25 protein-coding genes are annotated in these 25,548 nt (G+C 57.6%); 14 read left to right on the forward strand and 11 right to left on the reverse strand.

Annotation, left to right across the window (positions count from 1 at the left end; all coding sequences use genetic code 11):
- Positions 1–12 precede the first annotated feature (12 nt).
- The 4 genes from HYI44_RS02335 (at position 13) to HYI44_RS02350 (ending at position 3,115) form a co-directional block, all read left to right on the forward strand.
- The gene (locus HYI44_RS02335; RefSeq protein ID WP_045057854.1) at positions 13–315 is read left to right on the forward strand and encodes an ArsR/SmtB family transcription factor; all 303 of its coding nucleotides are present in this window, start codon (positions 13–15) and stop codon (positions 313–315) included.
- A 147-nt stretch (positions 316–462) separates the two neighbouring features.
- Positions 463–1,473 (forward strand): zinc-dependent alcohol dehydrogenase family protein, encoded by a 1,011-nt coding sequence (locus tag HYI44_RS02340; protein ID WP_225568641.1) that lies wholly within the window; start codon positions 463–465, stop codon positions 1,471–1,473.
- Positions 1,463–1,777 carry an antibiotic biosynthesis monooxygenase family protein gene (locus HYI44_RS02345; protein WP_225568642.1) on the forward strand — a complete coding sequence of 105 codons (315 nt, stop codon included), beginning with the start codon at positions 1,463–1,465 and terminating at the stop codon, positions 1,775–1,777. Before HYI44_RS02340 ends, HYI44_RS02345 begins: the two co-directional genes overlap by 11 nt.
- A 144-nt stretch (positions 1,778–1,921) precedes the next feature.
- Entirely contained in the window at positions 1,922–3,115 is a 1,194-nt protein-coding gene (locus HYI44_RS02350) for a GAF domain-containing sensor histidine kinase (RefSeq protein ID WP_225568643.1), read from the forward strand.
- Positions 3,116–3,304: 189 nt separating this feature from the next.
- Here the strand turns inward: HYI44_RS02350 and HYI44_RS02355 are convergent, their stop codons facing one another.
- Together HYI44_RS02355 and HYI44_RS02360 are read right to left on the reverse strand one after the other, a co-directional pair.
- Positions 3,305–3,991 carry an N-acetyltransferase gene (locus tag HYI44_RS02355; RefSeq protein ID WP_225568644.1) on the reverse strand — a complete coding sequence of 229 codons (687 nt, stop codon included), beginning with the start codon at positions 3,989–3,991 and terminating at the stop codon, positions 3,305–3,307.
- A gap of 438 nt (positions 3,992–4,429) precedes the next feature.
- Positions 4,430–5,182 carry a 3-oxoacyl-ACP reductase family protein gene (locus HYI44_RS02360; RefSeq protein WP_225568645.1) on the reverse strand — a complete coding sequence of 251 codons (753 nt, stop codon included), beginning with the start codon at positions 5,180–5,182 and terminating at the stop codon, positions 4,430–4,432.
- Between the two features lie 107 nt (positions 5,183–5,289).
- Between HYI44_RS02360 and HYI44_RS02365 the strand changes: the two genes are divergently transcribed.
- The 7 genes from HYI44_RS02365 to HYI44_RS02390 all read left to right on the forward strand — a co-directional run bounded on the left by HYI44_RS02365 (position 5,290) and on the right by HYI44_RS02390 (position 13,327).
- Positions 5,290–6,222: a LysR family transcriptional regulator gene (locus HYI44_RS02365; RefSeq protein WP_225568646.1), complete on the forward strand. Its 933-nt coding sequence runs from the start codon at positions 5,290–5,292 to the stop codon at positions 6,220–6,222.
- Positions 6,223–6,529: 307 nt separating this feature from the next.
- Complete coding sequence (locus HYI44_RS29495; protein ID WP_412548465.1) at positions 6,530–6,988, forward strand: PAS domain-containing protein; 459 nt, start codon at positions 6,530–6,532, stop codon at positions 6,986–6,988.
- 15 nt (positions 6,989–7,003) lie between these two features.
- Entirely contained in the window at positions 7,004–8,095 is a 1,092-nt protein-coding gene (locus tag HYI44_RS02370) for a methyl-accepting chemotaxis protein (protein ID WP_412548466.1), read from the forward strand.
- Between the two features lie 178 nt (positions 8,096–8,273).
- Positions 8,274–9,209: a LysR substrate-binding domain-containing protein gene (locus HYI44_RS02375; RefSeq protein ID WP_122838571.1), complete on the forward strand. Its 936-nt coding sequence runs from the start codon at positions 8,274–8,276 to the stop codon at positions 9,207–9,209.
- Between the two features lie 170 nt (positions 9,210–9,379).
- A complete protein-coding gene (gene tcuA / locus HYI44_RS02380; protein ID WP_225568647.1) occupies positions 9,380–10,834 on the forward strand; it encodes an FAD-dependent tricarballylate dehydrogenase TcuA in 1,455 nt (484 codons plus the stop codon).
- Complete coding sequence (gene tcuB / locus HYI44_RS02385) at positions 10,821–11,978, forward strand: tricarballylate utilization 4Fe-4S protein TcuB (RefSeq protein ID WP_122838569.1); 1,158 nt, start codon at positions 10,821–10,823, stop codon at positions 11,976–11,978. Before tcuA ends, tcuB begins: the two co-directional genes overlap by 14 nt.
- A 47-nt stretch (positions 11,979–12,025) precedes the next feature.
- Entirely contained in the window at positions 12,026–13,327 is a 1,302-nt protein-coding gene (locus HYI44_RS02390) for an MFS transporter (protein ID WP_225568648.1), read from the forward strand.
- Between the two features lie 299 nt (positions 13,328–13,626).
- On the opposite strand, the gene HYI44_RS02395 is transcribed toward HYI44_RS02390, so the two are convergent.
- Positions 13,627–14,559: a LysR family transcriptional regulator gene (locus HYI44_RS02395; protein ID WP_225568649.1), complete on the reverse strand. Its 933-nt coding sequence runs from the start codon at positions 14,557–14,559 to the stop codon at positions 13,627–13,629.
- Positions 14,560–14,709: 150 nt separating this feature from the next.
- A complete protein-coding gene (locus HYI44_RS02400; RefSeq protein WP_225568650.1) occupies positions 14,710–15,840 on the reverse strand; it encodes an alkene reductase in 1,131 nt (376 codons plus the stop codon).
- A gap of 234 nt (positions 15,841–16,074) precedes the next feature.
- On the opposite strand from HYI44_RS02400, the gene HYI44_RS02405 reads away from it, so the two are divergent.
- Positions 16,075–16,491: a VOC family protein gene (locus HYI44_RS02405; RefSeq protein WP_122838566.1), complete on the forward strand. Its 417-nt coding sequence runs from the start codon at positions 16,075–16,077 to the stop codon at positions 16,489–16,491.
- Between the two features lie 110 nt (positions 16,492–16,601).
- Positions 16,602–16,928 carry a hypothetical protein gene (locus tag HYI44_RS02410; protein WP_201148256.1) on the forward strand — a complete coding sequence of 109 codons (327 nt, stop codon included), beginning with the start codon at positions 16,602–16,604 and terminating at the stop codon, positions 16,926–16,928.
- A 201-nt stretch (positions 16,929–17,129) separates the two neighbouring features.
- On the opposite strand, the gene HYI44_RS02415 is transcribed toward HYI44_RS02410, so the two are convergent.
- From HYI44_RS02415 to HYI44_RS02435, 5 genes are all read right to left on the reverse strand, one after another.
- Complete coding sequence (locus HYI44_RS02415) at positions 17,130–18,215, reverse strand: NAD(P)/FAD-dependent oxidoreductase (protein ID WP_412548472.1); 1,086 nt, start codon at positions 18,213–18,215, stop codon at positions 17,130–17,132.
- 262 nt (positions 18,216–18,477) lie between these two features.
- Positions 18,478–18,819, reverse strand: coding sequence for a hypothetical protein (locus tag HYI44_RS02420; protein ID WP_225568651.1), 342 nt, complete (start codon positions 18,817–18,819; stop codon positions 18,478–18,480).
- Positions 18,820–19,043: 224 nt separating this feature from the next.
- The gene (locus HYI44_RS02425) at positions 19,044–20,288 is read right to left on the reverse strand and encodes a serine hydrolase domain-containing protein (protein ID WP_225568652.1); all 1,245 of its coding nucleotides are present in this window, start codon (positions 20,286–20,288) and stop codon (positions 19,044–19,046) included.
- Positions 20,289–20,507: 219 nt separating this feature from the next.
- The gene (locus HYI44_RS02430) at positions 20,508–20,819 is read right to left on the reverse strand and encodes a cupin (protein ID WP_225568653.1); all 312 of its coding nucleotides are present in this window, start codon (positions 20,817–20,819) and stop codon (positions 20,508–20,510) included.
- A 127-nt stretch (positions 20,820–20,946) separates the two neighbouring features.
- Positions 20,947–21,273, reverse strand: a complete 327-nt coding sequence (locus HYI44_RS02435; RefSeq protein ID WP_225568654.1) for a DUF2834 domain-containing protein — start codon at positions 21,271–21,273, stop codon at positions 20,947–20,949.
- A 108-nt stretch (positions 21,274–21,381) separates the two neighbouring features.
- Between HYI44_RS02435 and HYI44_RS02440 the strand changes: the two genes are divergently transcribed.
- Positions 21,382–22,215 (forward strand): helix-turn-helix domain-containing protein, encoded by an 834-nt coding sequence (locus HYI44_RS02440; RefSeq protein ID WP_225568655.1) that lies wholly within the window; start codon positions 21,382–21,384, stop codon positions 22,213–22,215.
- 20 nt (positions 22,216–22,235) lie between these two features.
- On the opposite strand, the gene HYI44_RS02445 is transcribed toward HYI44_RS02440, so the two are convergent.
- Both HYI44_RS02445 and HYI44_RS02450 read right to left on the reverse strand, forming a co-directional pair.
- A complete protein-coding gene (locus tag HYI44_RS02445; protein WP_225568656.1) occupies positions 22,236–24,095 on the reverse strand; it encodes an ABC transporter ATP-binding protein in 1,860 nt (619 codons plus the stop codon).
- A 105-nt stretch (positions 24,096–24,200) separates the two neighbouring features.
- Positions 24,201–25,412 (reverse strand): MFS transporter, encoded by a 1,212-nt coding sequence (locus HYI44_RS02450; protein ID WP_412548467.1) that lies wholly within the window; start codon positions 25,410–25,412, stop codon positions 24,201–24,203.
- Between the last annotated feature and the right edge of the window lie 136 nt (positions 25,413–25,548).

The raw sequence follows: 25,548 nt of genomic DNA on the forward strand, positions 1-25,548 counted from the left end.
TATCCTGAAGCAATGGACTTACTTGAAATTTTCAAAGCACTGTCAAACCGTACCCGGCTCGAAATCCTCAAAGGATTGAAGGATCCGGTGAACAGCTTTCCTGCGCAGGATGAGGGAGATGTGCTTACGGTTGGCGTTTGCGTCAGCAGTATTCAAGAAGGCGTCGGTCTGTCTCAGTCGACGGTGTCTGACTATCTTGCAACGCTGCAACGAGCCGGGCTGGTCGAAGTCAGGCGCATTGGTCAGTGGACCTACTACAAGCGTAACGAAGCAACCATCCGTGCACTCGCCGAGATAATCGGTACAGAGCTGTAATATTTTACCGCATGATATCGAAATTTCTCGATATCCCTTTTAACCGAAATAAGACACTGTGAGAGCTAGGAACACACGCAGTTATTATCTCTGCGGTCACACATCGATAATTCCCGATATCCCTTTTTCCAGAAGTGAGGTTTCACAATGAAAGCGATGATCATCAAATCCTTCGGTGGCCCGGAATCGTTCGAACTTTGCGACGTGACCAAGCCAGTACCTGGCACGGGACAAGTCCTGGTACGCGTACACGCTACCTCCATCAACCCTCTGGATTACCAGGTGCGTCGCGGCGATTATCCCGACCTGGTGCCACTTCCGGCGATAAGCGGGCACGACGTATCTGGCGTTGTTGAGGAAGTCGGGCCGGGCGTCACGGCTTTCGCTCCCGGCGACGAAGTCTGGTACACCCCGCAAATATTTGACGGCTCGGGCAGTTATGCCGAGTACCACGTTGCGGCCCAAAACATTGTCGGCAAGAAGCCCGCCTCCCTGAGCCATCTCGAGGCGGCCAGCCTGAGCCTGGTCGGCGGAACGGCGTGGGAAGCACTGACCGTGCGAGCGGCGCTCAAAGTGGGCGAAAGCATTCTGATCCACGGCGGCGCGGGAGGCGTCGGTCATGTCGCGATCCAGTTGGCAAAAGCCATTGGCGCGCGGGTCTTCACGACCGTGCGCGAAGCGAACTTTGAGTTCGTACGAAGCATGGGTGCCGATGTGATCATCGACTACGAAAAGGAGGATTACGTCGACGCCATCAATCGGGAAACGGATGGCCGCGGAGTCGACGTGGTATTTGACACCATCGGCGGCAACACCTTAGCCCGCAGCCCGGACGCCCTCGCCCAACTCGGCCGGGTTGTCTCCATCGTGGACATTGCCCAGCCACAGAACCTGGTTCAGGCCTGGGGCAAGAACGCGAGTTATCACTTTGTCTTCACCCGGCAAAACCGCGGCAAGCTGGATGAGTTGAGCGCATTGATTGAGCGCGGTCAGTTGCGCCCGCACGTTGGCGCCGTCTATTCACTCGCCGACCTCGCGCTCGCCCATGCGCGACTGGAAAGCCCTAACAACGGTATTCAAGGAAAAATCGCGATTGCCGTCGTGCCGTCGCTTCTCACCAGCGCTGAACTCACTCCAGGGGAATCCCATGATTTATGAAATCGCTCTGCTGCCCGTTCACAAAGACCAGATTGAAAGCTTCCGGCATGCATTTGCACAGGTGGCTTCTTTGCTCTGCCGCGCAAAAGGTTACGGCGGGCACATGCTGGCCCAAGGGATCGAAACCCCGCAGCAATTCAACCTGATCGTCCGCTGGCAATCACTCGAGGACCACGTCCCGGGCTTTGAAGCGAGTGAAGACCATCGGTTGTTCATGACGGGCCTGCAGGAATATTTCTCGGCAGAACCGCAGGTCTATCACATCGAGGGAGCGGCGTTTGCTGCAGGTAATCCTGCTTTCTGAGGCTTGCACAATGCGAGGACCGATCGGGTCAACTGACGTTAGCGCTCACTGGCCCGATACTCGCTCCGCGGCAGATGGCCTCGGATTGGCCCGGCGGCACATTTGGAGATAGTCTTTGCTCATCCCCATACGAATCGCCAAATCATGACCAGCCCAGAGTTTTCCTCGGATGTAGAGGCCATACGCAGCATAGACGCCGTTCCGGTCATCTTGAGTATGGTCAAACACATCACCGGGATGCGATTTGCTGCGGTGGCGAGAGTGACCGAGCAGAAGTGGATTGCCTGCGCGGTGGATGACTCCATCAACTTCGGGCTCCAGCCCGGTGGAGAGCTGGTGCTGGAATCGACTATCTGCCACGAAATCCGCCAGCACAGAAAGCCGGTCATTTTCGGCCACGCGAGCCAAGACCCGGTTTTTTCGCGACATCACACTCCCAGGATCTACGGCCTGGAAAGCTACATTTCCATCCCCATCATCAAAGCCAATGGCGACTTTTTTGGCACCTTGTGTGCCATCGACTCCGTTACTGCAAAGCTGGACGATCCTGCTATCGAGAAAACGCTTACGCTGTTCGCTCAATTGATCGCCATGAACCTCGATACCCAGCGCGACCTGCATGCTGCGCAAGCCTCGCTGGTGGATGCCAATGAAAGTGCCCGGCTGCGAGAGCAGTTCATTGCCGTGCTCGGACACGATTTGCGTACGCCACTGAGCGCCATTCGCATGAGTGCTGAACTGCTGCAAACCCAATCGGCCGACAAACGTTCGCTGGGTCTGGTTGCAGCCATCCGCCAAAGCTCCATACGAATGGGAACCCTGATCGAAAACGTGCTGGATTTTGCCCGGGGCCGAATGGGCGGCGGGATACCGTGCAAACGACAGGTGGTAGATGACCTGGAACGCACGCTGCGCCTGACCGTTGATGAAATTCAATCATCCAACCCGGCCGCACGCTTGAGCAGTTCGATAGCCCTACCTGCGGGGGTGTATTGCGATCCGCTGCGCATCAGCCAGTTGCTTTCAAACCTGTTGGGCAACGCAGTCACCCATGGCTCTACGACCGCCGTCATCAGCGTACAAGCCTATGCCGACGCTGATGACATCGTCATCTCCGTGACCAATCAGGGCGACCCCATCCCTGCCAACCTGTTGCCGCTATTGTTCGAACCCTTCACACGATCGGAATCAGGTCAACGTGGCGAGGGCCTCGGATTGGGTTTGTACATCGCATCGCAGATCGCCACCGCGCACAGCGGAAACTTGAAAGTGACTTCGACGCCTGAGACAGGGACGAACTTCACGGCTCGATTTCCAGGGAAGCAAAAGTGGCTTTGATTTGAGGAGGCAACCTGTTCGACCGTACCTACTACAGCAGCGTGGCCAATGGCGCCTATAGCCCGTATGACATCTACGGCGACCCACGTAATGTGAAACTGACTGCCCGGTACAGCTTCTGAATAGTTGTTCGCCGGCTAATGTCCAGGGAAGGACGTGAGCGGCTTGCGTGAAAGGAGCGTTTGCATCTCACGCTGGCGCGGCCAACGCGGAACGCCGAGCCTTGCAAAGGCTATCGAGTCGCGAGCCGCTGTAGCGGGATTCGCGGAATAAACGCCAGCGCCCGAACAACCCGTAGACATGCCTGATCCTCCCCTGCTCACGATACCCCATACGAATGTGCGCTTTAAGGGCAGGAATGTTGTGCGCCTCACAGACGTCCACCACTTTGTTGCAGCCTTGTGCTTGCATGGCCTGCCACAGACAGATCTGGCCATCGACTGACAGTGCCGTACCGAAGTAACGTCGCGTCATCTCGCCCCCGAAAGCGAAGAACTCGCCGTCCTTGACCGGGAACCAGCAGCCGTAATAATGGCGATCATGGTAGTCGCGTTTGCTGCCCCAAATGAATGCTACGGCATCACCCTTGTCGTCCAGGTACATATGCCCGGTATGCCCTTCGGCGGCCAGTTCGCGCATGATTTCCACTCGATCGCCAAAGTGCCTGGCGAACGCATCTGCGTTCCGAGTATCGATCTGGACCAAGCGTAATCCCGAATAGGGCCTGAGCTTTTGAGCTGGAACCGACGTGACCAGGTCACGCTCCATCCACAGTAACTCCCAGTGGAAAAACACATAGCGCTTCCACAGAGTATTAATGGTGCGACGCAGGCCTTTTCGTTTGATTCGCACTCGTAGCTGCTGCCATGCACTCATGAAACCTCCCGGTGGAGTTAGGGGCGATGTTCTAAAGCGTTTGGTGAGTGAATGCGCGATGGAAAAGCAGAAACGGCCATTTAGGGAGGGCGAGTAGCCAATGGGCTCCAACCAATACGACTGTTGCGATGAAGAGCCAACACTTCCATGCGCTTGAAGTGGGTATAGAACAGCGCTGCAAGTGCATGTAAAAAGACAACGCGTAGTTTTGTAACAAAGTATTCCGCTAGCGCTGAATGGGTCCAAGTCATTGTTGCAGATCACTCTTGGCCACTCAGCCCTTCGCGAAAAGCAACAATGACCCATTGGTACGACAGGCGAATCATTCAGGCGCGGCGATGGTGCGAACCAGTGCCACCCATCACGGCATGCATTGGACGGCCAGAAACTGCCTGTCGATCGCTCAAAGTAACTTACCGCCCTCAATGAAAGAGTAAATCAGGCGGTGAAACCACCGTCAGCGACGATGTCTGCACCCGTAACAAAAGAGGCATCAGGACCTGCAAGAAATGCGACCACACTGGCAATTTCGTGAGACTGACCGTAGCGACCAAGCGCGATGCCGGGTTTCACGATATCACTCACCGGGCCGCCATCCGGGTTCATGTCGGTATCGATTGGGCCTGGGTGAACAGTGTTGACGGTGATGCCTTTAGGTGCCAAATCACGCACCAGGCTGCGGTTGAAACCAGTGATCGCGCCTTTGGTCAGCGTGTAGAGCGAGGCCGTCGGGAACGCTGCGTATCGTGTCATGGAAGAGCCGATATGGATAATCCGGCCACCGTCTTTCATGTAGCGAACGGCTTCCTGCGTGCCGATGAACACGCCCGTGACGTTGACGGCGATCATGCGCTGGTACGTTTCAAACTCGATGCCCTCAATCGAGCCCCCGAGCGCGAGGCCGGCGTTGTTTACCAGAATGTCGAGGCGACCAAACATTTCAACGGTGCGTGCAACGGCTGCACGCACGGCTGCCGGATCGCCAGCATCAGCAGAAATCGCAATCGCCTGCCCTCCTTCACTGGCAATGGCTTGAACGACTTTCTCAGCCTGGGCAGGTGAAGCACTGTAAGTCAGCGCAACTGATGCACCATCGGCGGCCAGACGCTTGGCAACAGCCGCACCGATTGAACGGGAACCGCCAGTAACCAGGGCGACTTTTCCAGCGAGCGGGAGAGTTGGGGTAGGCATGAATATTTCACTCTTGGATTAAGGTGAAATCATCATGGCCTCGTGAAGATCAATTGATTAGAGTGTAATGACTTGATTCATTTTCAAGCATCAGTATCAGGTGACCCATGGAAACGCTGGCCAACCTCGAGTGTTTCGCCCACAGCGCAGAGACTGGCAGTTTTTCGGCCGCTGCACGTCAACTGGCGCTAACCCCTGCCGCTGTCAGTCGTAATGTAGCCATTCTTGAGCGAAACATCGGCGTACGATTGTTTCATCGGTCGACTCGAAAATTGACGCTGACCGAAGCCGGCGAGCACTTTCTGGCGTCCATTGGCGGTCACCTGGACGCCCTGCAAAATGCCATCAACTCAGTCGCGACAGATAAAGGCGAACCGGCCGGCCTATTGAAAGTAAGCATGGCACCCACCTTTGGTATCAGCCAGATATTGCCATTACTCCCGGAGTTTCTGGCCAAGTACCCGCTGATTCGTCCTGAATGGCATTTCGAGAACAGGCAAGTCGATCTGATTGCCGAAGGGTTCGACGTGGCTATTGGAGGAGGGTTTGAACTGGCCCAAGGTGTGATCTCCCGCCCACTGGCCCCCGCTCATGTTATTGCAGTCGCTTCGCCAGCCTTCATGCGTGGAAGAACACTACCGATGAATCCGGGAGCACTCGAAGACCTGGAAGGAATCGTCATGCGCTCCGGTCGTACTGGCCGTGTCCGGCACTGGAGTATGCGTGACAAACGCGGCGTGGAAATGGCTGCCCGTGTGCGGGAAAGCTTTATCGTCAACGACCCTGCCGCCATGCGCGAGGCAGTCCTGCTTGGACTCGGTGTCGGATTCCTCGTGGTGGCGGATGTGCAGCGCTGGATAGAGCGAGGAGACCTATTGCGCCTGGTCCCGGACTGGTATGCCGATGCGGGAACCATTGCCATGTACTTCGCCACCCGCTCACTTATGCCAGCCAAGACCAGGGTGTTCATCGATTTCGTCAGCGAGAGATTTGAGCAGCAAAAGCTCGCCCACCGCTTTTCAGGCAGTGAAAGCACCTAAGAGTTGAATGAACGGAGCAATAGATGGAAATCAAGATTGATACGTTGGATTCCAGACCGGTTCAAACCGTTCGCTTCGCTCACAGGGACGGGCTTAACCAGAGGCTGGTCAGCGTCCCCATTGGGTCGGATACTGCCTGAGGCACTATCGGCAAAAAATAGACGCTTCGCCGGAAGCCCGTTTTTGGTCACTAGCAGTGTCTAAGCCCCCCTCTTTCCGGACGCATGACCTGCCTTTTTAGCATGACTCATTAACCTTTCTCATATTGCAGCCGATGTCCATGGCTTAGGGCATAGGAGCAATACAGATGAGAAACAATCAACCGGTTACGCAGCGCGAGGTTGCCCTTGGGCCTCAACAAAAACTCATCTCGACAACGGATGCACGGGGCGTCATCACTTACTGCAATGACGCCTTCGTCGAAGTCAGCGGTTTTAACAAATCCGACCTGATCGGCGCGCCTCAAAACATCGTTCGCCACCCCGACGTGCCTTCCGCCGTCTTTGCGCATATGTGGGGTGCGCTCAAGCTTGGCAAGCCGTGGATGGGCATCGTCAAGAATCGCTCGAAAAATGGCGACCACTACTGGGTCAACGCCTACGTCACGCCGATTTTCCAGGGGCAAGAGGTTGTGGGCTATGAATCGGTCAGGGTCAAGCCGACGGCCGAGCAGATCCGTCGCGCCGAAGCGCTCTATAAACGCCTTAGCCTGGGCAAGTCGGCCGTCCCGGTCAGTGATCAATGGCAACCCGCCCTGCTCGCCTGACTGCCGGTGTTGACCATGGGCCTGGTGGGTGCATGCGGCGGCGTGTTCCTCGGTATGTCGGAGGCGATCATTCTGGCTGTCGGGGTATCGGTGCCGCTCGGGCTATGGGTGTCGAGTCGACAGAACCGCGGCGCGCTGCGTCTGCTGAAAATGGCTGAAGCCTCAACCTGCGACGCGTTGCTGGCAAAAATGTACAGCGACGAACGTGGCCCCCAGGCAAGCCTTGAAACGGCGTTTATCAGCCAGGCCGCCCGGCTCAAGACGTGCCTCACCCGGTTGCAGGATACGGCGGAACAACTAACCGGCCTGGCCGGCAGATCCGACGGCCTCGCCACCGAAAGTTCCCGTGGGCTCGACCGCCAACGCGTCGAGACCGAGCAGGTGTCGGCCGCAGTCAATCAAATGGCCGCCACCACACAGGAAGTCGCCAGCCACGTCCAGCGCACCGCCGACGCTACCCAGGAAGCCAATGTGTTGACCGGGCGTGGACGCGAAGTGGCCCGGGACACCCGAGAAGCCATCCAGCGCCTCTCGGTGGTGGTGGGTGAAACCGGGATGACCGTCGCGCAACTGGCCAGGGACAGCAATGAAATCGGCACGGTAGTCGATGTGATCAAGGGCATTGCCGACCAGACCAACCTGCTGGCGCTGAACGCCGCCATCGAAGCTGCGCGAGCGGGCGACATGGGTCGAGGCTTTGCGGTAGTCGCCGATGAAGTGCGCCAGTTGGCGCAGCGCACGACGGAGTCCACGGCGCAAATCCACGGGCTGATTTCCAAGCTGCAGGTCTCGTCGAACAATGCGGTGAAAACCATGGAAAGCGGTCATCGCCAGGCCGAAGAAGGCGTGGCGTGGGTGCTTGAAGCAGATAAAGCATTAGTCGGGATCAGTGAAGCGGTGGCAAACATCACGGACATGACTACCCAGATTGCCGCAGCGACCGAAGAGCAGACCGCCGTAGCCGAGGAAATCAGCCGCAATATCACGACCATTGCCAATCTGGCAGACCAGACGTCTGAACAGGCCAGGCATTCGGCAGAGCTGAGCAAGGAACTGACCCAGACCGCTAAAATTCAGTATTCATTGGTCGAGCGATTCAACCGATGACCCGTCGATGGCTGCCCGTCGCGACGGGCAGCCATCGGCTAAGTGCTACCAGTCCTCGACAAAGCGCACGTGCTGAACGGCCACCCCAAACCTGCGACAATGCTGCCTCTTCGGGCTTCGTAACTTGCGTGGCAAACGTTCAGGTATTCGAATAACAAATTCGCGGGGAGCAGCCACATTGGAATTGAGACAACTGCGCTATTTCGTAAAAATCATCGAGCTTGGCAGCCTGGGGCGTGCGGCACTTGAACTGGATGTTGGCGTTTCAGCCCTTAGTCAGCAAATCTCCAAGCTGGAAAGCGAACTGTGCACTCGCCTCCTGAATCGAACCTCTACCGGCGTGACGCCCACTAGCGCCGGATTTGCGTTTTTACACCATGCCCAATTGACGCTACGCCAGGCGGAAAACGCAATCATGGCCGCCCATCGCGGGCGAATGAGCGGTTATGTCAGCGTGGGCTTACCACCGACTACCGCTACGGTGCTCGCGTTGCCGTTGATCAACGCAATGCGTGCGCGTTATCCGGACATACAACTGCATTTGGTGGAAATGCTTTCCGGCCACTTGGCGGCGCAGCTCAACGCACGGCAAATTGATCTGGCCATCCTGTTTCAGCTGGAAGGGGGTAAACGCTGGAGCGTGACTCCGCTGCTGGATGAAAAGCTGTTTGTCATCGCCTCGCCCAGTCTGCCCCAGGCGCCGTCCGGTGACAGCGTGCAATTAGCAGACCTCGGCGGCCTGCCACTGGTGATGCCCAGCGCGCAACATGGATTGCGCTCGGCATTGATGAGCGCGTTCGAACGGGTCGGGCTGACACCCAATGTCATTATGGAAGTCGACGGTCTCGCTGTTTTGATGAACGCCGTGCGGGCCGGTCATGCGGCAACGATACAACCGGGGGCGGCCGCTGCATTGAAAGACGGGTCCGGACTTTCACTGATCAGGATCGCCGATCCCCACGTGGGCCGGCGTAATCTTCTGGCGACGCTGGCTGATGACGAACTCTCTCCGGCGGCGCTGGCAACGCGGTTGGTCATTGTCGATGTGGCGCGACAGTTGGTCCTCGACAAGCAATGGCCTGGCGCTACGTGGCTAGAAGGGGTCGACGCGTAATCTTCCTTCAATCCCAGGACGCATAAGTCTCTCCTGACGAGAAAAGCCTTTAGAAAAACTAAACACCCCGCGTCAAAAGCAGCCTTTCGGCCACTGCTTCCCCACCCTATCGTTCTCCCCACTCGCAAGGAGCACTTCGTTCCCGCTTCCTTGCAAATCGAGGAGCGATAATGATCGATGTCTTAATCATAGGCGGTGGCAACGCTGCCTTGTGCGCCGCCCTGATGGCGCGAGAAGCGGGCGCCAGCGTGATGCTGCTGGAAGCCTCTGCGAAAATCTGGCGCGGTGGCAACTCCCAACACACCCGTAACCTGCGGTGCATGCACGACGAACCGCAGGACGTGCTGATCGATACCTATCCGGAAGAAGAATACTGGCAAGACCTGTTGAAGGTCACCGGTGGCCTCACCGATGAAAAGCTTGCACGCATTGCCATTCGGGCATCTTCCTCTTGCCGGGATTGGATGCGTTCACACGGCGTGCATTTTCAGCCACCGCTGTCCGGCGCGCTGCACGTGGCGCGGACCAATGCATTTTTTATGGGCGGCGGCAAAGCGCTGGTCAATGCGTATTTCCGCAGCGCCGAGCGCCTGGGAGTAAAAGTTCGCTACAACACGCAAGTGACCGACATCGAGTTGGATCAGGGGAAATTCGTCGCCGCCCATGTGGGCGAACATGAAGTCGATGGTCAGCATTTCGCCGCCGAACGCATTGAGGCGCGGGCCTGTGTATTGGCGGCCGGCGGCTTCGAATCCAATCGTGAATGGCTGCGCGAAGCCTGGGGTCAGAACGAACGCGGTGAATGGCCATCGGACAATTTCCTGATCCGGGGCACCCGATTCAACACCGGCATTTTGCTGCGGCGCATGCTCGACCTTGGCGCCGATGTGATCGGCGATCCGACGCAAGCACACATGGTCGCCATTGATGCCCGCGCGCCACTCTACGACGGTGGCATCTGCACCCGAATCGACTGCGTATCTCTCGGTGTGGTGGTCAATCGTGATGGCGAACGCTTCTACGACGAAGGAGAGGATTTCTGGCCAAAACGTTATGCGATCTGGGGGCGTCTGGTGGCCGGACAACCCGGTCAGCAGGCATATTCGATCATCGATCAACAAGCCATCGGCCGCTTCATGCCGCCGGTCTTTCCCGGCACCACCGCCAATACTCTGCAAGACCTGGCCCGCCAGTTGAAGCTGCCTCAAGAAACATTCGTCAAGACGGTCGAGGACTACAACAGCGCCTGCCGCGTTGGCACGTTCGACCACACGGCGCTGGACGACTGCCACACCCAAGGACTGACGCCCGCCAAAACCCATTGGGCGCGGCCATTGGAGAAACCACCTTTCTACGCCTACCCGCTTAAACCGGGTGTCACGTTCACTTACCTCGGCCTCGCCACCGACGAAACCGCTGCCGTGCATTTCAACGGCAAAGCGAGCCCCAACCTGTTCGTCGCGGGAGAAATGATGGCCGGCAACGTTCTGGGCAAGGGCTACACCGCCGGCATCGGCATGGCCATCGGTACCGCGTTTGGCCGCATCGCCGGCGTGCAGGCAGCCGCGTCGGTGGGCTTTGGCGTTTCCTCTGCAAACTCGGAGTCTCGACATGCAACTGTTTGATCCCCAAGCGTCGGGCGGTTTGATCCCGGTGTTGAATCTTGACGAAAGTGAAGTCCAGCGGCAGATGACCATCTGCAACGCCTGCCGTTATTGCGAAGGCTTTTGCGCCGTATTTCCGGCGATGACCCGGCGCCTGGAATTCACTCAGGCTGACATCCACTACCTGGCGAACCTGTGCCATAACTGCGGCGCGTGCCTGCACGCCTGCCAGTACGCCGCCCCACACGAATTCGAAGTCAACATACCCAAAGCCATGGCCAAAGTGCGCCTGGATACTTACGCCGAATACGCTTGGCCGCAGGTGATGGGCAGGTTGTATCAGCGCAACGGCCTGACCCTGGCACTGGCTTCCGGTGGGGGGCTGGCGTTGTTTTTATGCCTGACCCTGATGCTCATGGGCAACCTGTTCACGGCCATTCCCGGGGGCGACTTCTACAAGATTTTCCCGCATAACACCCTGGCCCTGATGTTCGGCTCGGTGTTCGGCTTTGCCGTACTTGCCCTGACCATGGGTGTACGGCGCTTCTGGCGCAACGTTTCACCGGTTGCGGCGCCCCTGCCGTTGAAAACGTCCGCTGCACTGGAGGCTACGGCCAACGTCGCGAAGCTCAAATACCTGGACGGTGGCCACGGCGAAGGCTGCAACAACGCCGACGATCAATTCACCTTGTGGCGACGCCGATTCCACCACCTCACCTTCTACGGCTTCATGCTGTGCTTCGCCGCCACCGGTGTCGCCACGCTCTTTCACTATCTGCTGAACTGGTCGGCGCCTTATCCGATCTTCAGCTTGCCGGTGATGCTGGGTATTGCCGGTGGCATCGGCCTGCTGATCGGCCCGGCGGGTCTACTTTGGCTGAACCTGCGTCGCAATCCTGCTCACGGCGACGAGAACCAGAAACCCATGGATCGCGGCTTCATTGCGCTGCTGTTTCTGGTCAGCGCAAGCGGCCTGGCCCTGCTGGCTTTGCGTGAAACCAGCGCCTTGGGCTTGATGCTGGCCATCCATCTCGGCCTGGTCATGGCGTTTTTCCTGACCATGCCCTACAGCAAATTCGCCCATGGAATATTCCGCAGCGCAGCGCTGCTCAAACACGCCATCGAGAAGCGTCAACCCAACCCGATCAACGCCGGCAGCGACTGACGGTTAAAGCACTCATTCCAAAAACAATAGTGAGCAAAACGGTAGCCATGATGAAAACGACAACGGCAACAACCCGAGCCAAGGGGTCCAAATTGGGCGCCATTTTGCGGGTCACCAGCGGTAATTTTCTCGAGCAGTTCGACTTCTTTCTGTTCGGGTTCTACGCGACCTACATCTCCCAAACCTTCTTTCCAGCCACCAGCGAGTTTGCCTCGCTGATGATGACCTTCGCGGTTTTCGGCTCAGGATTCCTGATGCGTCCGTTAGGCGCCATTGTGCTGGGGGCGTACATCGACAAGGTGGGCCGTCGCAAGGGGCTGATCGTGACGCTGTCGATCATGGCCGCCGGTACGGTATTGATAGCCCTGGTACCGGGCTATGCCACCATCGGCGTGGCAGCACCAATTCTGGTGTTATTGGGCAGGCTGCTCCAGGGCTTCTCCGCAGGCGCGGAAATGGGCGGTGTTTCCGTGTATCTGGCGGAAATTTCCACCCCCGGTCACACCGGTTTCTACACCAGTTGGCAATCGGCCAGCCAGCAGGTGGCGATCGTCGTCGCGGCCGCGTTGGGCTACACGATCAATGCCACGATGCAAGCCGCTGAAATCGCCGATTGGGGCTGGCGTATCCCGTTCTTCATTGGCTGCGTAATCATCCCGTTCATTTTCATTATTCGCCGTTCACTGGAAGAAACCGCTGCGTTCACTGCTCGCAGCCATCGTCCAACAACTCGCGAAGTGTTTCGCTCGATGCGTGACAACTGGCGCACCGTCCTGGCGGGCGGCTTGCTGGCGTCCATGACCACCACCACGTTCTACCTGATTACGGTCTACACTCCGACGTTTGGCAGGACAGTACTGAACCTGAGCACCACCGACAGCCTGGTTGTGACACTGCTGGTCGGCATCAGCAACTTTATCTGGCTGCCTATTGGCGGCGCTCTCTCCGACCGCATTGGCCGTCGGCCACTGTTGCTGGCAATATCGTTACTGTGCATTTTCACCGCCTATCCCGCCATGCACTGGCTGGCAGAGGCGGCGAGTTTCGAACGACTGCTCGCTGTCCTGCTGTACTTCTCATTCTTCTTTGGCATTTACAACGGCGCCATGGTCGCGGCACTGACCGAAGTCATGCCACAGAACGTGCGGGTAGTCGGGTTCTCACTGGCCTTCAGCTTGGCCACTGCGGTGTTTGGCGGTTTTACTCCGGCAATTTCGACACTGCTGGTCCAGGCCACCGGCGACAAGGCATCACCTGCCTACTGGCTGATGTTCGCGGCGGTGTGCGGGTTCACGGCGACGACGATCCTGTATCGTCGACAAAAAACGTTGGCAGTCAGCACCGTTTAGTTCCCTAATCGCTGATCGCTTACAGCTCTTCGATCTACGGCGGAAACCGAACTAGAGTCGCATGAGGTCGATTACAGCCTTTCGTCAGGGCAGTAATCGGCCGGTAGCGAACGGTCACGGTGAGAAGCGCAACCTATTTCACAATCACATATTGGTCTGCGCCAACGGAATATTTATATGGCACACCGGTGATCAAAAAGTCATCGGGAGAAAGGATCATGGCCCTACAAGCTTATTTCAGCAAGGTGATCTCCGCGTAGACGAGCATGATGGTCGGCGCATTGAGGTTGCCTGTCAGTTCAAACCCCACTGAGATCATCCCAATAAGGAGGAGAGCCAATCGCGCTGATGAAGTAGTCCCACACCACGCGTACCTTCTGGGAGCGGAGTCGATTCTCGGGTGAAATCAAATGTATCTGGCTGGGCGACTCCTCGACCGCCCCTTCCCAATCGGGCAAAAGCTGAATGAGTTGCTTGTTGATGAAGCTCTCTCTGCTGAAGAGCCAGGAAGGAAAAAACACAATTCCCCGCCCTGCGAGCGCCGCTTCTACCAGTACCTGCGCATTGTTGCTTCTGAGCGGGCCATGGACCTCGATGATTGTCACTTCGTTGCTGGCGGGCTTGCGGAAATACCAGCGCTGCGCCCCACCGGTACCCTTGTAGACCAGGCACGCCTGGTCCTGCAGATCATCTGGCGAAGCGGGTTTCCCATGCTTCGCAAGGTAGTCTGCACTAGCGCATAGCACGTATTGCTGGTCGCAAATTTTTCGGCCGATCAGTCCGGAGTCTTCCAGGTGCCCCACCCGAAAGGTGATGTCTGCGCCCTCTTGAACCGGATCGATAAAGGCATCGGTGACCGTCAGTTCAACCGTCAATTGCGGGTACCTGTCATACAGACCATTCAGCAGTTTCACGATGTGCAGACTGCCGAACGCAACCGGCGCGTTGATCCGCACCAGGCCCCGAATCTCGCCACCCTTGCCAGTGACTTCCTCATTGGCGGCATCCAGCAATTCCAACACTTCGCGGATCTGCACGTAATAGCGCTCGCCCGCATCCGTCAGCTTGACTGCCCGAGTATTGCGATACAGCAGCTGCTGGCCCACCTCCCGCTCCAGCGCCGCGATGAAGCGTGAGACGGAGGACGCCGGGACGCGAAAATGTCGAGCTGTCGCCGAGAAGCTGCCGGTCACGGCGACCATGGCAAAGTACCGGTGCGCTTTGAGGTGCATAGGGGAAGTCTCCAGCAGAAGGCGCAGTGACCTGTACTAAACCAGAACGGCTGCTGATTGTCCTCTTGCGTCTTTTTGCATCAGGCATGAAAAAGCAGCCGCACCGGATACCGGTGACGGCTGCCAACATTTCAGGAAGGTCGCGGCTGCTTACCCTCGATGGGGCGCGTAATCGACATAACCTTCGGCTGCGCCGCCGTAAAAGGTCTCGCGCTTGGCTTCGGTGAGCGGCCAGTTGTTCTGCAGGCGCGCCACCAGATCAGGGTTGCTGATGTAAGCGGTGCCAAACGCAGCGAGGTCGATGATGCAGTCATTGATCATGTCTTGCGCACGTTGGCGCGACATACCGCCGGCCAAAATGAGCGCGGTACCAGGCAGTTTTGATTTGATGATCGAGAGCAAATTGATAAAGGTCGCTTTCGGGCCACCACCGCCAGCCTCGGTACCCGGGGCAGGAAATCCGGACTGATCCATCACATGAACATACGCCAGTTTCCGAGCGCCGATCTCGGTCGCGAGCGCGGTGTAGGTTTCATCGATCTGCTCATACAGCGGCATATCGAACAGTTGCCCATAGGGCGAAATACGAATGCCCACACGGCCCGCGCCAATTCGCTCAACCACCGCGTCGATGACTTCCAGGGTGAAGCGCAGACGATTTTCCAACTGATCCGCGGCGTACTGATCGGTTCGATCATTGACCAGCGGATTCATGAACTGCTCGAACAGATAGCCATTAGCGCCATGGATTTCCACGCCATCAAAACCTGCCTCGATCGCATTTTCCGCCGCTTGGGCGAACTCACCGACGATCCGCGAAACTTCGGCCGTTGTCAGTTGGCGCGGCGCAGGTGGAGCTACCAACGCCGGCTTGCCGTCAGCGTCGTAACCGAACGCTGTCGCACCAACCGCTTGCTTCGACGTGGCGCTCACCGGCAGTTTCCCGCCTTCCTGGATCGACGGATGGGACACACGACCCACGTGCCAGAGTTGCGCAAACATCTTGCCGCCCACCGCATGAACCGAATCGGTGGTGAGGCGCCATCCAGCGATTTGTTCGGGGGTGAAGATGCCGGGATTGAAGAGGTAGCCTTGGCCTTCACGGGATATCGGCGTGCCCTCGCTGACGATCAAGCCTGCGGTGGCGCGCTGCGTGTAATACAACGCCACCCGCTCATCGGCGGCATCATGGGGTGCGCGAGAGCGGGTCAACGGCGCCATGACAATACGATTGTTGAGCGTGGTATCGCCCATGCGGAATTCTTCGAAGAGTGTCGACATTGGAGTTTCCAGAGTTGATCGAGTGAAAGGACGATCAGCTGAGCGACAGATGACTGTCTGAGCTCACGCCAAAGGTCTTATGAGTTGCAGCGATGGATTGATCCTAACTTCGGTCTGTTGGCGCAACAATCCGGTCAAATCGCAAATGACTTTTGCTTTTTCAGCAACGCGCGGAGAAATGATCACGCCCTGTCGGGATGGACTAAAATCGGTGATCCGACAGGAGTGATCGTCATGCGCAGTTTTTCTATTCAACGTATAGACCATGTTGTACTTCGGGTGCAGGACATTGAGCGCAGCCTCGCGTTTTACACATCAGTCCTGGGATGTGAGGTCAACAAGCGCCGTGACGACCTTGGCATGATTCATCTGAGTGCAGGCGCATCCATGATTGACCTGGTTGATGTGAACGGGCTGATTGGTCGTCAGGGTGGTCAGCCGGCGGGCAAGCAAGGACACAACGTCGATCACGTCTGCCTTCGGGTTGAGCCGTTTGATGAACAGGCCATTCTCCGCCACTTGGCTGAGCGCGGGGTATCTGCGGAGAAGGCGCAGATGCGCTATGGCGCAGAGGGAACAGGGTTGTCCATTTACCTCAATGACCCTGATGAAAATCAAATCGAGTTGAAAGGCCCGGCTGTGCAATCTTGATGACATTCGCCAGGCCGATGAACGTGTGAACGGCGCGCCTCATCGAAACAGGAAGAACATCGGTGACCGCGTCGCCCCTGCATATCGGGCACATTCTCAGGAGATGATTGATGAGCGCTGATGACGTGCCCGTTGGGCAAGTGATACGAGGCTACGTAACCTTTCTGGGGAGTGAGGGACCGTGGATCGGAGCAAGGTTCATGAGCTTCAGCTATAGCGTCAATGGCAAGCGGTATCACAGGTCTCTCAACGAAACCATTGACGCGTGGTCAACCGAAACCCTCAAAAAAGCCTCGTACGGGTTAAAGGTCGGCGACCCGGTTTCGGTCTGGTGCTCTCTCAGCGACCCGCATGTGTGTTGCATCGGAGAACAACCCGCCGAAAAACCAGCATTGTTGCGCTTGCTTGAGTCTTTGGCACCGTTCGGTTTTTTATGAAATCGATCCGCACAGTTCAGGCCAAAGTCCTGTTTTGTGATTGTTTCTGAGGCATTTGCAGTAGGGTTGCACGGATCATCCGATGCCTGAATCTCGGCGGACAATGGCCGATGCAGCCAATAACCGCCATCCACGAACGGACGCTAGTATCCCTCTGCGGCAGATTGGAATCGGCCCATAGCGGCCTTGCAAGCGGCCTCGCTACACTTGAAGGAATCGATCGGGCCGGCATGGGCTAAGGGCGTTGGATACCTTGTCGTCGATGATTTCCTCGCTGGCAAGACGTCCCACTATCGCCGCCAAAGTGACTCCAGGATGCATGACACACACATAGACGCCGCCCACTTTGGGTAGATAACCGATGATGGGTAAGCCATCCGCAGGCATGGGTCTAAGTCCGACACAAGCCAATTGCACATCGATGGAACCCGTCCCATGGAGTTGGTTCCGGATTGTCTTGGCAGTTCGAAGCGCGATCGCTGCGGGCTGATTCTCGATGGCGTCATCCAGATAATCTTCTGCTGCCAGCAACGCCCCCTCCGCACTTTGTCGCACTTCCATCTCAGCGCTGGATATGAGGGTGTGCACGAGTCCGGGTTGAGACTTGTAACGGATGAAAATGGCAGGCGAGGCCTCTATTGGAAGAGACACCTCAAGCCTATCTGTCAAGGTCGTGATGCCTGTTCCGGCCGCAAGTACGACCACATCAGCATCGATGATACCCATTGTCGTTTCAACGCCCGTCACCGTGGCGCCCCGGGTTACAAAGCCCAGAACACGCGTCTGAGTGAGAATCTTCGCCCCATTTGCCTGGGCACCTGCGATCAACGCATGGGTCACTGCCACTGCGTCCAGCGCCCCTTCATCAGCCGCATACACAGCAGATTGAGGAGGATTCCTGAGATTTGGTTCAAGGCCGAGAATCTGCGATCGATCTACCAGATTTGCCGAAACCTGATGACCTGAATCTGGCAGCGCTTCACTCGCCGTCGCGTTGAAAGACAAAGCACCTGTCCATCGTATGTTCAGGTCAGGTAACCGGGATTCGAGTCGACGATAGGCCTCGATTGCAGCTGCGCGCAGTTTTGCAATGGGGTCGGGTTTTCCGTGCTGGGTGTTGATCCATGCGAATGAAGTTCCAGTCACTCCCGACGCGATATCTTCAGCCTCAACCACGGTGATATTTGCGCCTTTATCAGCCAAATGATACGCCAGCGAAGCACCCACGATGCCTGCACCAATGACAACGACTCGTTTGTCCTGAGCATTTCCCATATCAACCTCCATTCTGTCGACCTGCCCATGGTACGACGGCTGGAGCATTTCACCACCTGAAAACCTGATCGTTCAGAACCCGGTTTCAGTGTCTGCACCTGGCCAGCTGCAGCCCGTCGCGACGGGCAGAAAACGGCTGTGGATTGGACCAGTCCGCAACATCTCGCCCTTTGGGTCTCGCATAAACAGCCTTTGAGGTGTTTGGAAAACGGCCGGGAAGCTGAGATGAACTCCGAAACTTCAAACCAGTCCACGATAACCGAGCGCATGTCTGCTAATGGTCAATAACTATGCGGTAGCCATTGCGTCCCTGCCGGGTGTTCAAACTGTTGAAGATAGGCATTAGTGCTATCCGTTTCACGCGAACCTTCCAATGGTGCAGATCCTGGGCGTTGATGCCCGCCGCCATGAACTGCAGGCCATGCAAGTACTGCAGCGCTGAATACTTGATGTCATCGCCGGGATAGTTGTTGCGGTACGTGCCAGGGAGCATCCCGTGCATATGGATTTGCGTGCCTGGGCGGGCAACCTTGCGAAAATGTGCGCGCAACGCTTCGTCGTAAGCACCGAGGTCGCTTAGAACAGTGAAACTTTGATGCCAGATACGGATGCTCATAGGTGTCCTCATTCAAGAGCCAGGTCCTGGGTGTGCCAACCTTGCGGCCAACTCACTGAAACATCCTGGCGAATAGTTGATGAGGAATTATTAGCGGACCGCCACAAGACTGAGTAGGCGCTGAGGTTGAACGGGCCTTTCAAAAAAACTGCAAGATCGAAAAAGGCCCGTCTACGAACACACCCATCGTCAGGATGCTGATCGAATACCTGGACACGCGCAATTTACTTTAACGCGGCTACCACGGCATCGAAGAATACCATTGGGTCGATCGGCTCTTTATCAACCGGCTTGGGCTGGGCACCGAAGGTGACAATTACCACGTTATTGGCGGGGTTGATGTAGATGTTCTGGCCTTGGATACCGACTGCGGAATAGGCGCCGTCTTTCACCGACGGCTCGGTCCATGCCGTCCACCACATGTAGCCGTAGTCCAGGGATTTGCCGCCTTTGAGGGTAGTCGGCAGCGTCGCCTCCTTGACCCAACCCTCGGGTAAAATCGACGCTCCATCGATCTTGCCGCCGTTCATGAAAAACAGCCCGAAGCGTCCATAATCGCGCAGCGTGGCGCTGATACCGCTGCCACCGATTTCCACGCCGTCGGGTGAATCGAGCCACCAACTGGCATCACTCTCCATACCGAACGGCTGCCAGATCTTCTTCGACAGATAATCGGCCAGCGGCATCTTCACAGCGCCACGAACGATTTCTCCGAGTACCTGCGTTTCGCCAGTGCTGTAATTGTTGGTCGTGCCGGGCTCAGCGGCTCGCGGCAAACTTGCCATCAACGCCATGGCCGAACCCGGTTTTTGCGATATTTGCGCTTTGAGTAGCGCGCGACGGTCAGACGCAGGATCGGTGTAGGTCTCGTTCCACTTCACCCCCGACGACATCATCAGCACGTTGCGCACGGTCACGCCTTCGTAGGCGCTGCCCTTTAGTTCCGGAACGTAATCCACCACCTGCGCATCGAGGTCCTTGATAAGGCCGTCTTTGATCGCTGCAGCCGCCAGCGTGGAGGTAATGGATTTAGCCATCGACATCGACATCCAGCGGGTTTTCTCGGTGTTGCCACGCTGATAGGTCTCGAACACGACCTTGCCGTCCTTGAGCACCAGCATCGCCGTAATGCTGTCCAGTGCGACGAAGTCATACAGATCGTACTTTTTGTCCCCTACCGTGAAGCGAACGTTGGGCAACTGTTTGTCCGATTTCACCAGCGCATACGGGTGATCGCCGGCCTTGATCCTGTGGGTCGGGAACAGCCGGTCGATGTTGCGGTAGGTACTGACCGCAAGATCGGGGAGCATGGCGCCGTCATAGATCTGCTCGACGGTGCCAATCGTCTCCTGGGAGTGGGGATAGTCGTCAGCCCATGCGCCCGAGGTGATACCCGCAGCGAGCAGACCCAGTGAGAGAAGGAGCGACCGACCGGGCGCAGCCGGACGAAAAATAACGGATGAGTGCATAACCTATCCTTTTTTGTTTTTGCCGTTCACGAACATTGGGACACGTGCGCGCTTGAACCATAGCCTACTCGTTGGGATTGCGCCGCATGGACTGCCGGACGATGCTGTGTGCGCCCGTTTTCAACAGAATCGGCCAGGAGCAACCTGTCGCCAATGCACGCTATAAATCCTGAAACGGTCTATCAGAGCACTGCTAATGATGAGCGAAAACCAGGCCGCTCAAACGCTGCCCTCACGTTCTACGACCAGAATCCGCGCTTCTCCACGAGGATGCGCAACGTGCTCACATCCAACCCCTGCGAAGAACACGTCGCCCACCACCAATGTCACGACGCGCTCGATGCCTGCTTCGCGATAATGCATATCGACCGTGCCGTCGAGGACGGCGAATACCTCCTCGCCATCATTCACATGCCATATGTACGGCTGGTCGGTCCAGTGCAGGCGAACGGTGGTTCCACCCATATTAGCGATGTCGTCAGCGCCCCAGGCGCGAGTGGCGGTGAAGTCCTTGCTACGGATAACTCTCATGGATTGTGTTTCTCGAACAGATAGCAAATTTGTACCCATCTAGCAGAACCTTTGACTCGGCGGGACGGACAGCGCTGAACAGATGGCTGTGGATGTGATTCATGCGTTGTTGCACCTATCGGGATAGCTATCGGGAAACTTCATCCCTGCCCTGCCCCCTCCCCCCTTTGACCGCGATGTAAAGGAGTGGCCCTATGGAGGCGAATACGAGCGTGAGCAAAAGGTACGGCAGTACACGTGGCAATGAATCGCCTCTGGACCTGGCGTCGTTCACCATCCACACGCAAGCGAGTGCCGCCATCAGGTAGAGATCGATGACCACTTGCGCGGTGTCAGGCCGGGACATCAACTCGATACCAAAGGCGAAAAGCGACTGCTCGGCCGTGAGTAGCGTCCAGCCGGTATAACACGAAAAAATCAACAAGACAGGCAGTGCGATGTAGTCGGCTCTCATGTCCTTCTCCCTGGTAGGTGGCGTCTACACAGTAGTGATAATGTTGCGCGTCTCACAATGACCTGACAGGTCATGGACACTCTTCACATGGACAGTCAGAGTTGAATCATGGGCCACCACAACTTCCATCCCCCGCACTCCGCACCCTGCACCACCGCTGGCGAGCATCTGCGACGATTTCGTCAGCAAGCAGGGCTCAGCCAGCTGGACCTTTCCCTTCTGGTCGGTGTATCCCAGCGTCACCTGAGCTGCGTCGAGACAGGTCGCGCCAAGGCTAGCCCCGCCACATTGCACGCTCTATTAACTGCCCTGGACGTGCCCCTTGAGCACTGCAACGCGGTCTTCATTAAGGCTGGCTATGCGCCCCGCTACGCGGCTTCTGCGCTCGACGCTCCGGCGCTGGAAGCGGTGCATGCTGCTATTGATCACATCCTGCAAGCCAATAACCCTGCGCCCGCCATCGTCATCAGCAGTAACTGGGACATTACCGCAGCCAATGCCAGCGCGGGGTTGCTGTTCGAGATGGCCGGTGTATGCGCCGATGGCGAGTCGCGTCTCAACCTGCTCGACACCCTGTTGCGTCCCGGTGGCTTGGGAGACTGTCTGGTAAACGCACAGGAAATCCGGGCAATTGCGTGGCAACGCGCCACCAGGGAAGCCATCAGCAATCCCGACCTGGCGCGCCTTATCGAAAACCTGGCAGGGCCTACAGACATCCCGCTGGATGCACCATCGTCACCCTTGATACTGACCCGAGTGCGCACCAACAACGGGGAGCTGCGGTTCTTATCCACCTTTACAACGTTCGGCATGCCGCTCGATATCACCGTGGCGTCATTGCGCATCGAGCACCTCATCCCCGCCGACGCTGATACCTGGCAGAGGATGAAAGAAGCTTACGAACTGTGGTCAGCGGCCAATGTGGAGCCGGCGCAAGCATAGACGCGCCGGACGCTTCACGCTCACTCCTGCTCCATAAACTCGGCCACTCCTCGATCCTCCCCCAGAAAACCGCCGCTCTGGTGATGCCACAACCGCGCATAGATGCCGTTCTTCGCGAGCAGTTCGCTGTGAGTGCCCTGCTCGATGATACGGCCGTCATCCATGACAATAAGTCGATCCATGGCCGCGATCGTGGACAGCCGATGGGCGATTGCGATCACGGTCTTGCCTTGCATCATGTCATCGAGGCTTTCCTGAATTGCCACTTCGACTTCCGAGTCCAGTGCACTGGTGGCCTCGTCAAGCAGCAGGATCGGGGCGTTCTTGAGCATCACCCGGGCGATCGCGACGCGCTGGCGCTGGCCGCCCGAAAGCTTGATGCCGCGCTCGCCTACCAAGGTGTCGTAGCCGGTGTGGCCTTGTCGGTCGCTCAGTTGGCTGATGAACTCATGGGCCTGCGCACTGGCCGCAGCACTGCGGATTTGCGCGTCGCTCGCGTCAGGTCGGCCGTAGGCGATATTGTCGCGGATGGAGCGGTGCAACAGGGAAGTATCCTGGGTGACCATGCCGATGGCGCTACGCAAGCTGTCTTGGGTGACGTGTGCGATGTTTTGCCCGTCGATGCGAATCTCTCCTTTGTCGACGTCGTAAAAGCGCAGCAGCAGGTTGATAAGCGTCGACTTCCCTGCCCCGGAGCGGCCCACCAGACCGATTTTTTCGCCCGCGCGGATGTTCAGGCTCAGGCCATCGAGCACCTGGCGTTCGCCGTTGTAGTTGAAGCTGACGTTGTCGAAAGTGACCGCCCCGCCGGAAGTCACCAGCACACCCGCGTCCGGCGCATCCTGCACCTTGGGGCCGCGGGTCAGTGTGGACATGCCGTCCTGCACGGTGCCGATGCTCTCGAACAGCGAGGTCATTTGCCACATGATCCAGTGCGACATGCCATTGATGCGCAACGCCATGGCGGTGATGGCCGCCACGGCACCTGCGCCGACCTCGCCTTGGTGCCATAGCCACAGGGCATAGCCGCCGGCCGCCATGATCAAGGCCACCACCAATGCCTGGTTGACGATCTCGAACTGGCTGACGAGGCGCATCTGGCGAAAGCCGGTCAGCTTGAAATCCTCCATGGCTGCGCGCGCGAAGTGCGCTTCACGATTGGAGTGGGAGAACAGCTTGACCGTCGTGATGTTGGTATAGGCGTCAGAGATCCGCCCGGTCATTGAGGAGCGCGCGTGCGCCTGTTCCTGCCCGACTTTCCCCAGACGGGGTACGAAGTAAAGCATGGCCAGCCCGAACAACAGGATCCAGGCAATGAAAGGCAGCATCAGTTTCAGTGCGAAGCCGCCCGCCAGCGCAATGAGCGCGATGAAGTACACGCCGATGCCAGGGATGATCTCAATAAGCGTGAACAGCACGTCGCGCACAGCCAGCGCAGTCTGCATCACCTTGGTGGTGACCCGGCCGGAAAACTCATCGGAAAAGAACGACAGGCTTTGCCGCAGCATCAGGCGGTGGAAGTCCCAGCGCAGCCGCAATGGCAGGTTAATCGCCAATATCTGGTGCTGCACCATGGTGCGCAACGCCACCAGTGCGACACTGGTCACCATTACGATGCCCATGCCCCACAGCACGCGACTTTCCTGGGCTGCGGCATCACCACCGGCTTTCCAGGTCGAGAGCAGGTCCACGACCTGACCCAGGAAAGAAAATAGCCAGGCTTCGTAGATCGACACGCCGGCACTCAGCAGCACAAACGCAAGAATATAACCGCGCGCGCCCCGTGTGCAGGCCCACAGGAACCGCGCCAGGCCATCGGGTGGCGGGGGTACCTCGTCGGGAGGAAAAGGGTCAAGCCTTCGTTCAAATGCACGAAGCATGGTGGTCTCCAAAAAGATCAGGTTCGGGAGATTCTGCCATTGAACGGTTGCCTTGAGGGTTTCAAGCGGCGGACATTAGCCTGCCGTGATCAAATCCGCCTCCCATCAAAGCTGATTTCGCGACGTGAAAAAGGCCGCCACTGCCGCCAGCACCAGCAAGATGGCGCTGGCGAGAAATGTCAGGCGATAGCCGCTTGCGTCGAACAGCAGTCCGCCGAGGGTGGAGCCCAGCGCGATGGATAGCTGAATGACGGCCACCATCAGGCCGCCACCGGCTTCCGCGTCCCTGGGCAACGCTTTCGCCAGCCATGACCACCACCCCACCGGTGCCGCCGTTGCGATCAGGCCCCACAGACCCAGCAATACAAACGCTGCCACGACTCCGTCGCCGAGGACAATCAAGGACAGTGCAATGGCGGCCATCAACAGTGGAATGCAGACCAGTACGCGATACATTCCGGCTTTCAGGAATGTGCCGATCACAAGGGTCCCGACAAAACCCGCCACTCCGATGACCAGCAGGATCATCGACAACAGGGAGACATCTACACCGGTGACAGTTTCCAGGAACGGGCGCAGATAAGTGAACAACACAAATTGCCCCATGAAGAACAGGCCCACACTCAACATGCCAAAACTGACCAATGGCCTTTTGAACAATCGAAAGACATTGCCAGCACCCGCTTTGCGCGGCGCCGCCGGCATGGCTGGCAGGCTGATCCATTGCCAGATCAACGCGATGATCGCGACCGGAATCAGGCACAAAAAAGCGCCCCGCCAACCGATGACACTGCCCAGATAGCTTCCCAGCGGTGCGGCCACTACGGTTGCCAACGCATTGCCACCGTTGAAGATCGCCAGCGCCTTGGGCACGCTATGGGAAGGTACCAGGCGCATGGCCATTGCCGCCGACATCGACCAGAACCCGCCGATCACCACGCCGATCAGCGCACGCCCCATCATGTACACCGTATAGTTCGGAGCCAGGCCTACCACCAGCCCCGACACACACATCATCCCGGTCAATAGCAGCAATAGCGTCTTGCGGTCCAGCGAGCCTGCCAGCCTGGAAATCGAAAGGCTGGTCAGCACCGCGAAAGCGCCGGATATGGCGATCCCGTAACCGGCCAGCCCTTCACTGATTTGCAGGTCTGATGCAATCGGCGTCAGCAAGCTGACAGGCATGAATTCCGAGGCAATCAGCGCGAATACGCACAGTGTCATCGCGAAAATGCCACTCCAGCACGCCGGCTGTTCGCCAGTCCCAGGCCGGCCTGAAACATCACCTGCCGGGGTGTCGAATACTTGAGCCGTCATGCAAAAACCTCTTATCCAAAGTTTGTGGGGGGCAGCCCTGCCCGGTTAGCCAACCACTGTCAGCCGCCGGGTAAAAAAGGCGTTGAGCCGGGTCCAGGGAATCAAGTCCACGCGGTCATACCGATGCACCTGACCC

Source organism: Pseudomonas sp. Y24-6, from assembly GCF_020295325.1.
Classification (GTDB): Bacteria; Pseudomonadota; Gammaproteobacteria; order Pseudomonadales; family Pseudomonadaceae; genus Aquipseudomonas; species Aquipseudomonas gregormendelii.

Excerpts from the sequence above, each read along its gene's own strand:
- HYI44_RS02425 (WP_225568652.1), bottom strand. The coding sequence starts at position 20,288 with ATGCACTCATCCGTTATTTTTCGTCCGGCTGCGCCCGGTCGGTCGCTC.
- HYI44_RS02355 (WP_225568644.1), bottom strand. The coding sequence starts at position 3,991 with ATGAGTGCATGGCAGCAGCTACGAGTGCGAATCAAACGAAAAGGCCTG.
- HYI44_RS02420 (WP_225568651.1), bottom strand. The coding sequence starts at position 18,819 with ATGAGCATCCGTATCTGGCATCAAAGTTTCACTGTTCTAAGCGACCTC.
- HYI44_RS02400 (WP_225568650.1), bottom strand. The coding sequence starts at position 15,840 with ATGTCGACACTCTTCGAAGAATTCCGCATGGGCGATACCACGCTCAAC.
- HYI44_RS02410 (WP_201148256.1), top strand. The coding sequence starts at position 16,602 with ATGAGCGCTGATGACGTGCCCGTTGGGCAAGTGATACGAGGCTACGTA.
- HYI44_RS02445 (WP_225568656.1), bottom strand. The coding sequence starts at position 24,095 with ATGCTTCGTGCATTTGAACGAAGGCTTGACCCTTTTCCTCCCGACGAG.
- HYI44_RS02370 (WP_412548466.1), top strand. The coding sequence starts at position 7,004 with ATGGGCCTGGTGGGTGCATGCGGCGGCGTGTTCCTCGGTATGTCGGAG.
- HYI44_RS02450 (WP_412548467.1), bottom strand. The coding sequence starts at position 25,412 with ATGACGGCTCAAGTATTCGACACCCCGGCAGGTGATGTTTCAGGCCGG.
- HYI44_RS02340 (WP_225568641.1), top strand. The coding sequence starts at position 463 with ATGAAAGCGATGATCATCAAATCCTTCGGTGGCCCGGAATCGTTCGAA.
- HYI44_RS02395 (WP_225568649.1), bottom strand. The coding sequence starts at position 14,559 with ATGCACCTCAAAGCGCACCGGTACTTTGCCATGGTCGCCGTGACCGGC.
- HYI44_RS02335 (WP_045057854.1), top strand. The coding sequence starts at position 13 with ATGGACTTACTTGAAATTTTCAAAGCACTGTCAAACCGTACCCGGCTC.
- tcuB (WP_122838569.1), top strand. The coding sequence starts at position 10,821 with ATGCAACTGTTTGATCCCCAAGCGTCGGGCGGTTTGATCCCGGTGTTG.
- HYI44_RS02430 (WP_225568653.1), bottom strand. The coding sequence starts at position 20,819 with ATGAGAGTTATCCGTAGCAAGGACTTCACCGCCACTCGCGCCTGGGGC.
- HYI44_RS02345 (WP_225568642.1), top strand. The coding sequence starts at position 1,463 with ATGATTTATGAAATCGCTCTGCTGCCCGTTCACAAAGACCAGATTGAA.
- HYI44_RS02435 (WP_225568654.1), bottom strand. The coding sequence starts at position 21,273 with ATGAGAGCCGACTACATCGCACTGCCTGTCTTGTTGATTTTTTCGTGT.
- HYI44_RS02390 (WP_225568648.1), top strand. The coding sequence starts at position 12,026 with ATGATGAAAACGACAACGGCAACAACCCGAGCCAAGGGGTCCAAATTG.
- HYI44_RS29495 (WP_412548465.1), top strand. The coding sequence starts at position 6,530 with ATGAGAAACAATCAACCGGTTACGCAGCGCGAGGTTGCCCTTGGGCCT.
- HYI44_RS02405 (WP_122838566.1), top strand. The coding sequence starts at position 16,075 with ATGCGCAGTTTTTCTATTCAACGTATAGACCATGTTGTACTTCGGGTG.
- tcuA (WP_225568647.1), top strand. The coding sequence starts at position 9,380 with ATGATCGATGTCTTAATCATAGGCGGTGGCAACGCTGCCTTGTGCGCC.
- HYI44_RS02440 (WP_225568655.1), top strand. The coding sequence starts at position 21,382 with ATGGGCCACCACAACTTCCATCCCCCGCACTCCGCACCCTGCACCACC.
- HYI44_RS02350 (WP_225568643.1), top strand. The coding sequence starts at position 1,922 with ATGACCAGCCCAGAGTTTTCCTCGGATGTAGAGGCCATACGCAGCATA.
- HYI44_RS02365 (WP_225568646.1), top strand. The coding sequence starts at position 5,290 with ATGGAAACGCTGGCCAACCTCGAGTGTTTCGCCCACAGCGCAGAGACT.
- HYI44_RS02415 (WP_412548472.1), bottom strand. The coding sequence starts at position 18,215 with ATGGAGGTTGATATGGGAAATGCTCAGGACAAACGAGTCGTTGTCATT.
- HYI44_RS02360 (WP_225568645.1), bottom strand. The coding sequence starts at position 5,182 with ATGCCTACCCCAACTCTCCCGCTCGCTGGAAAAGTCGCCCTGGTTACT.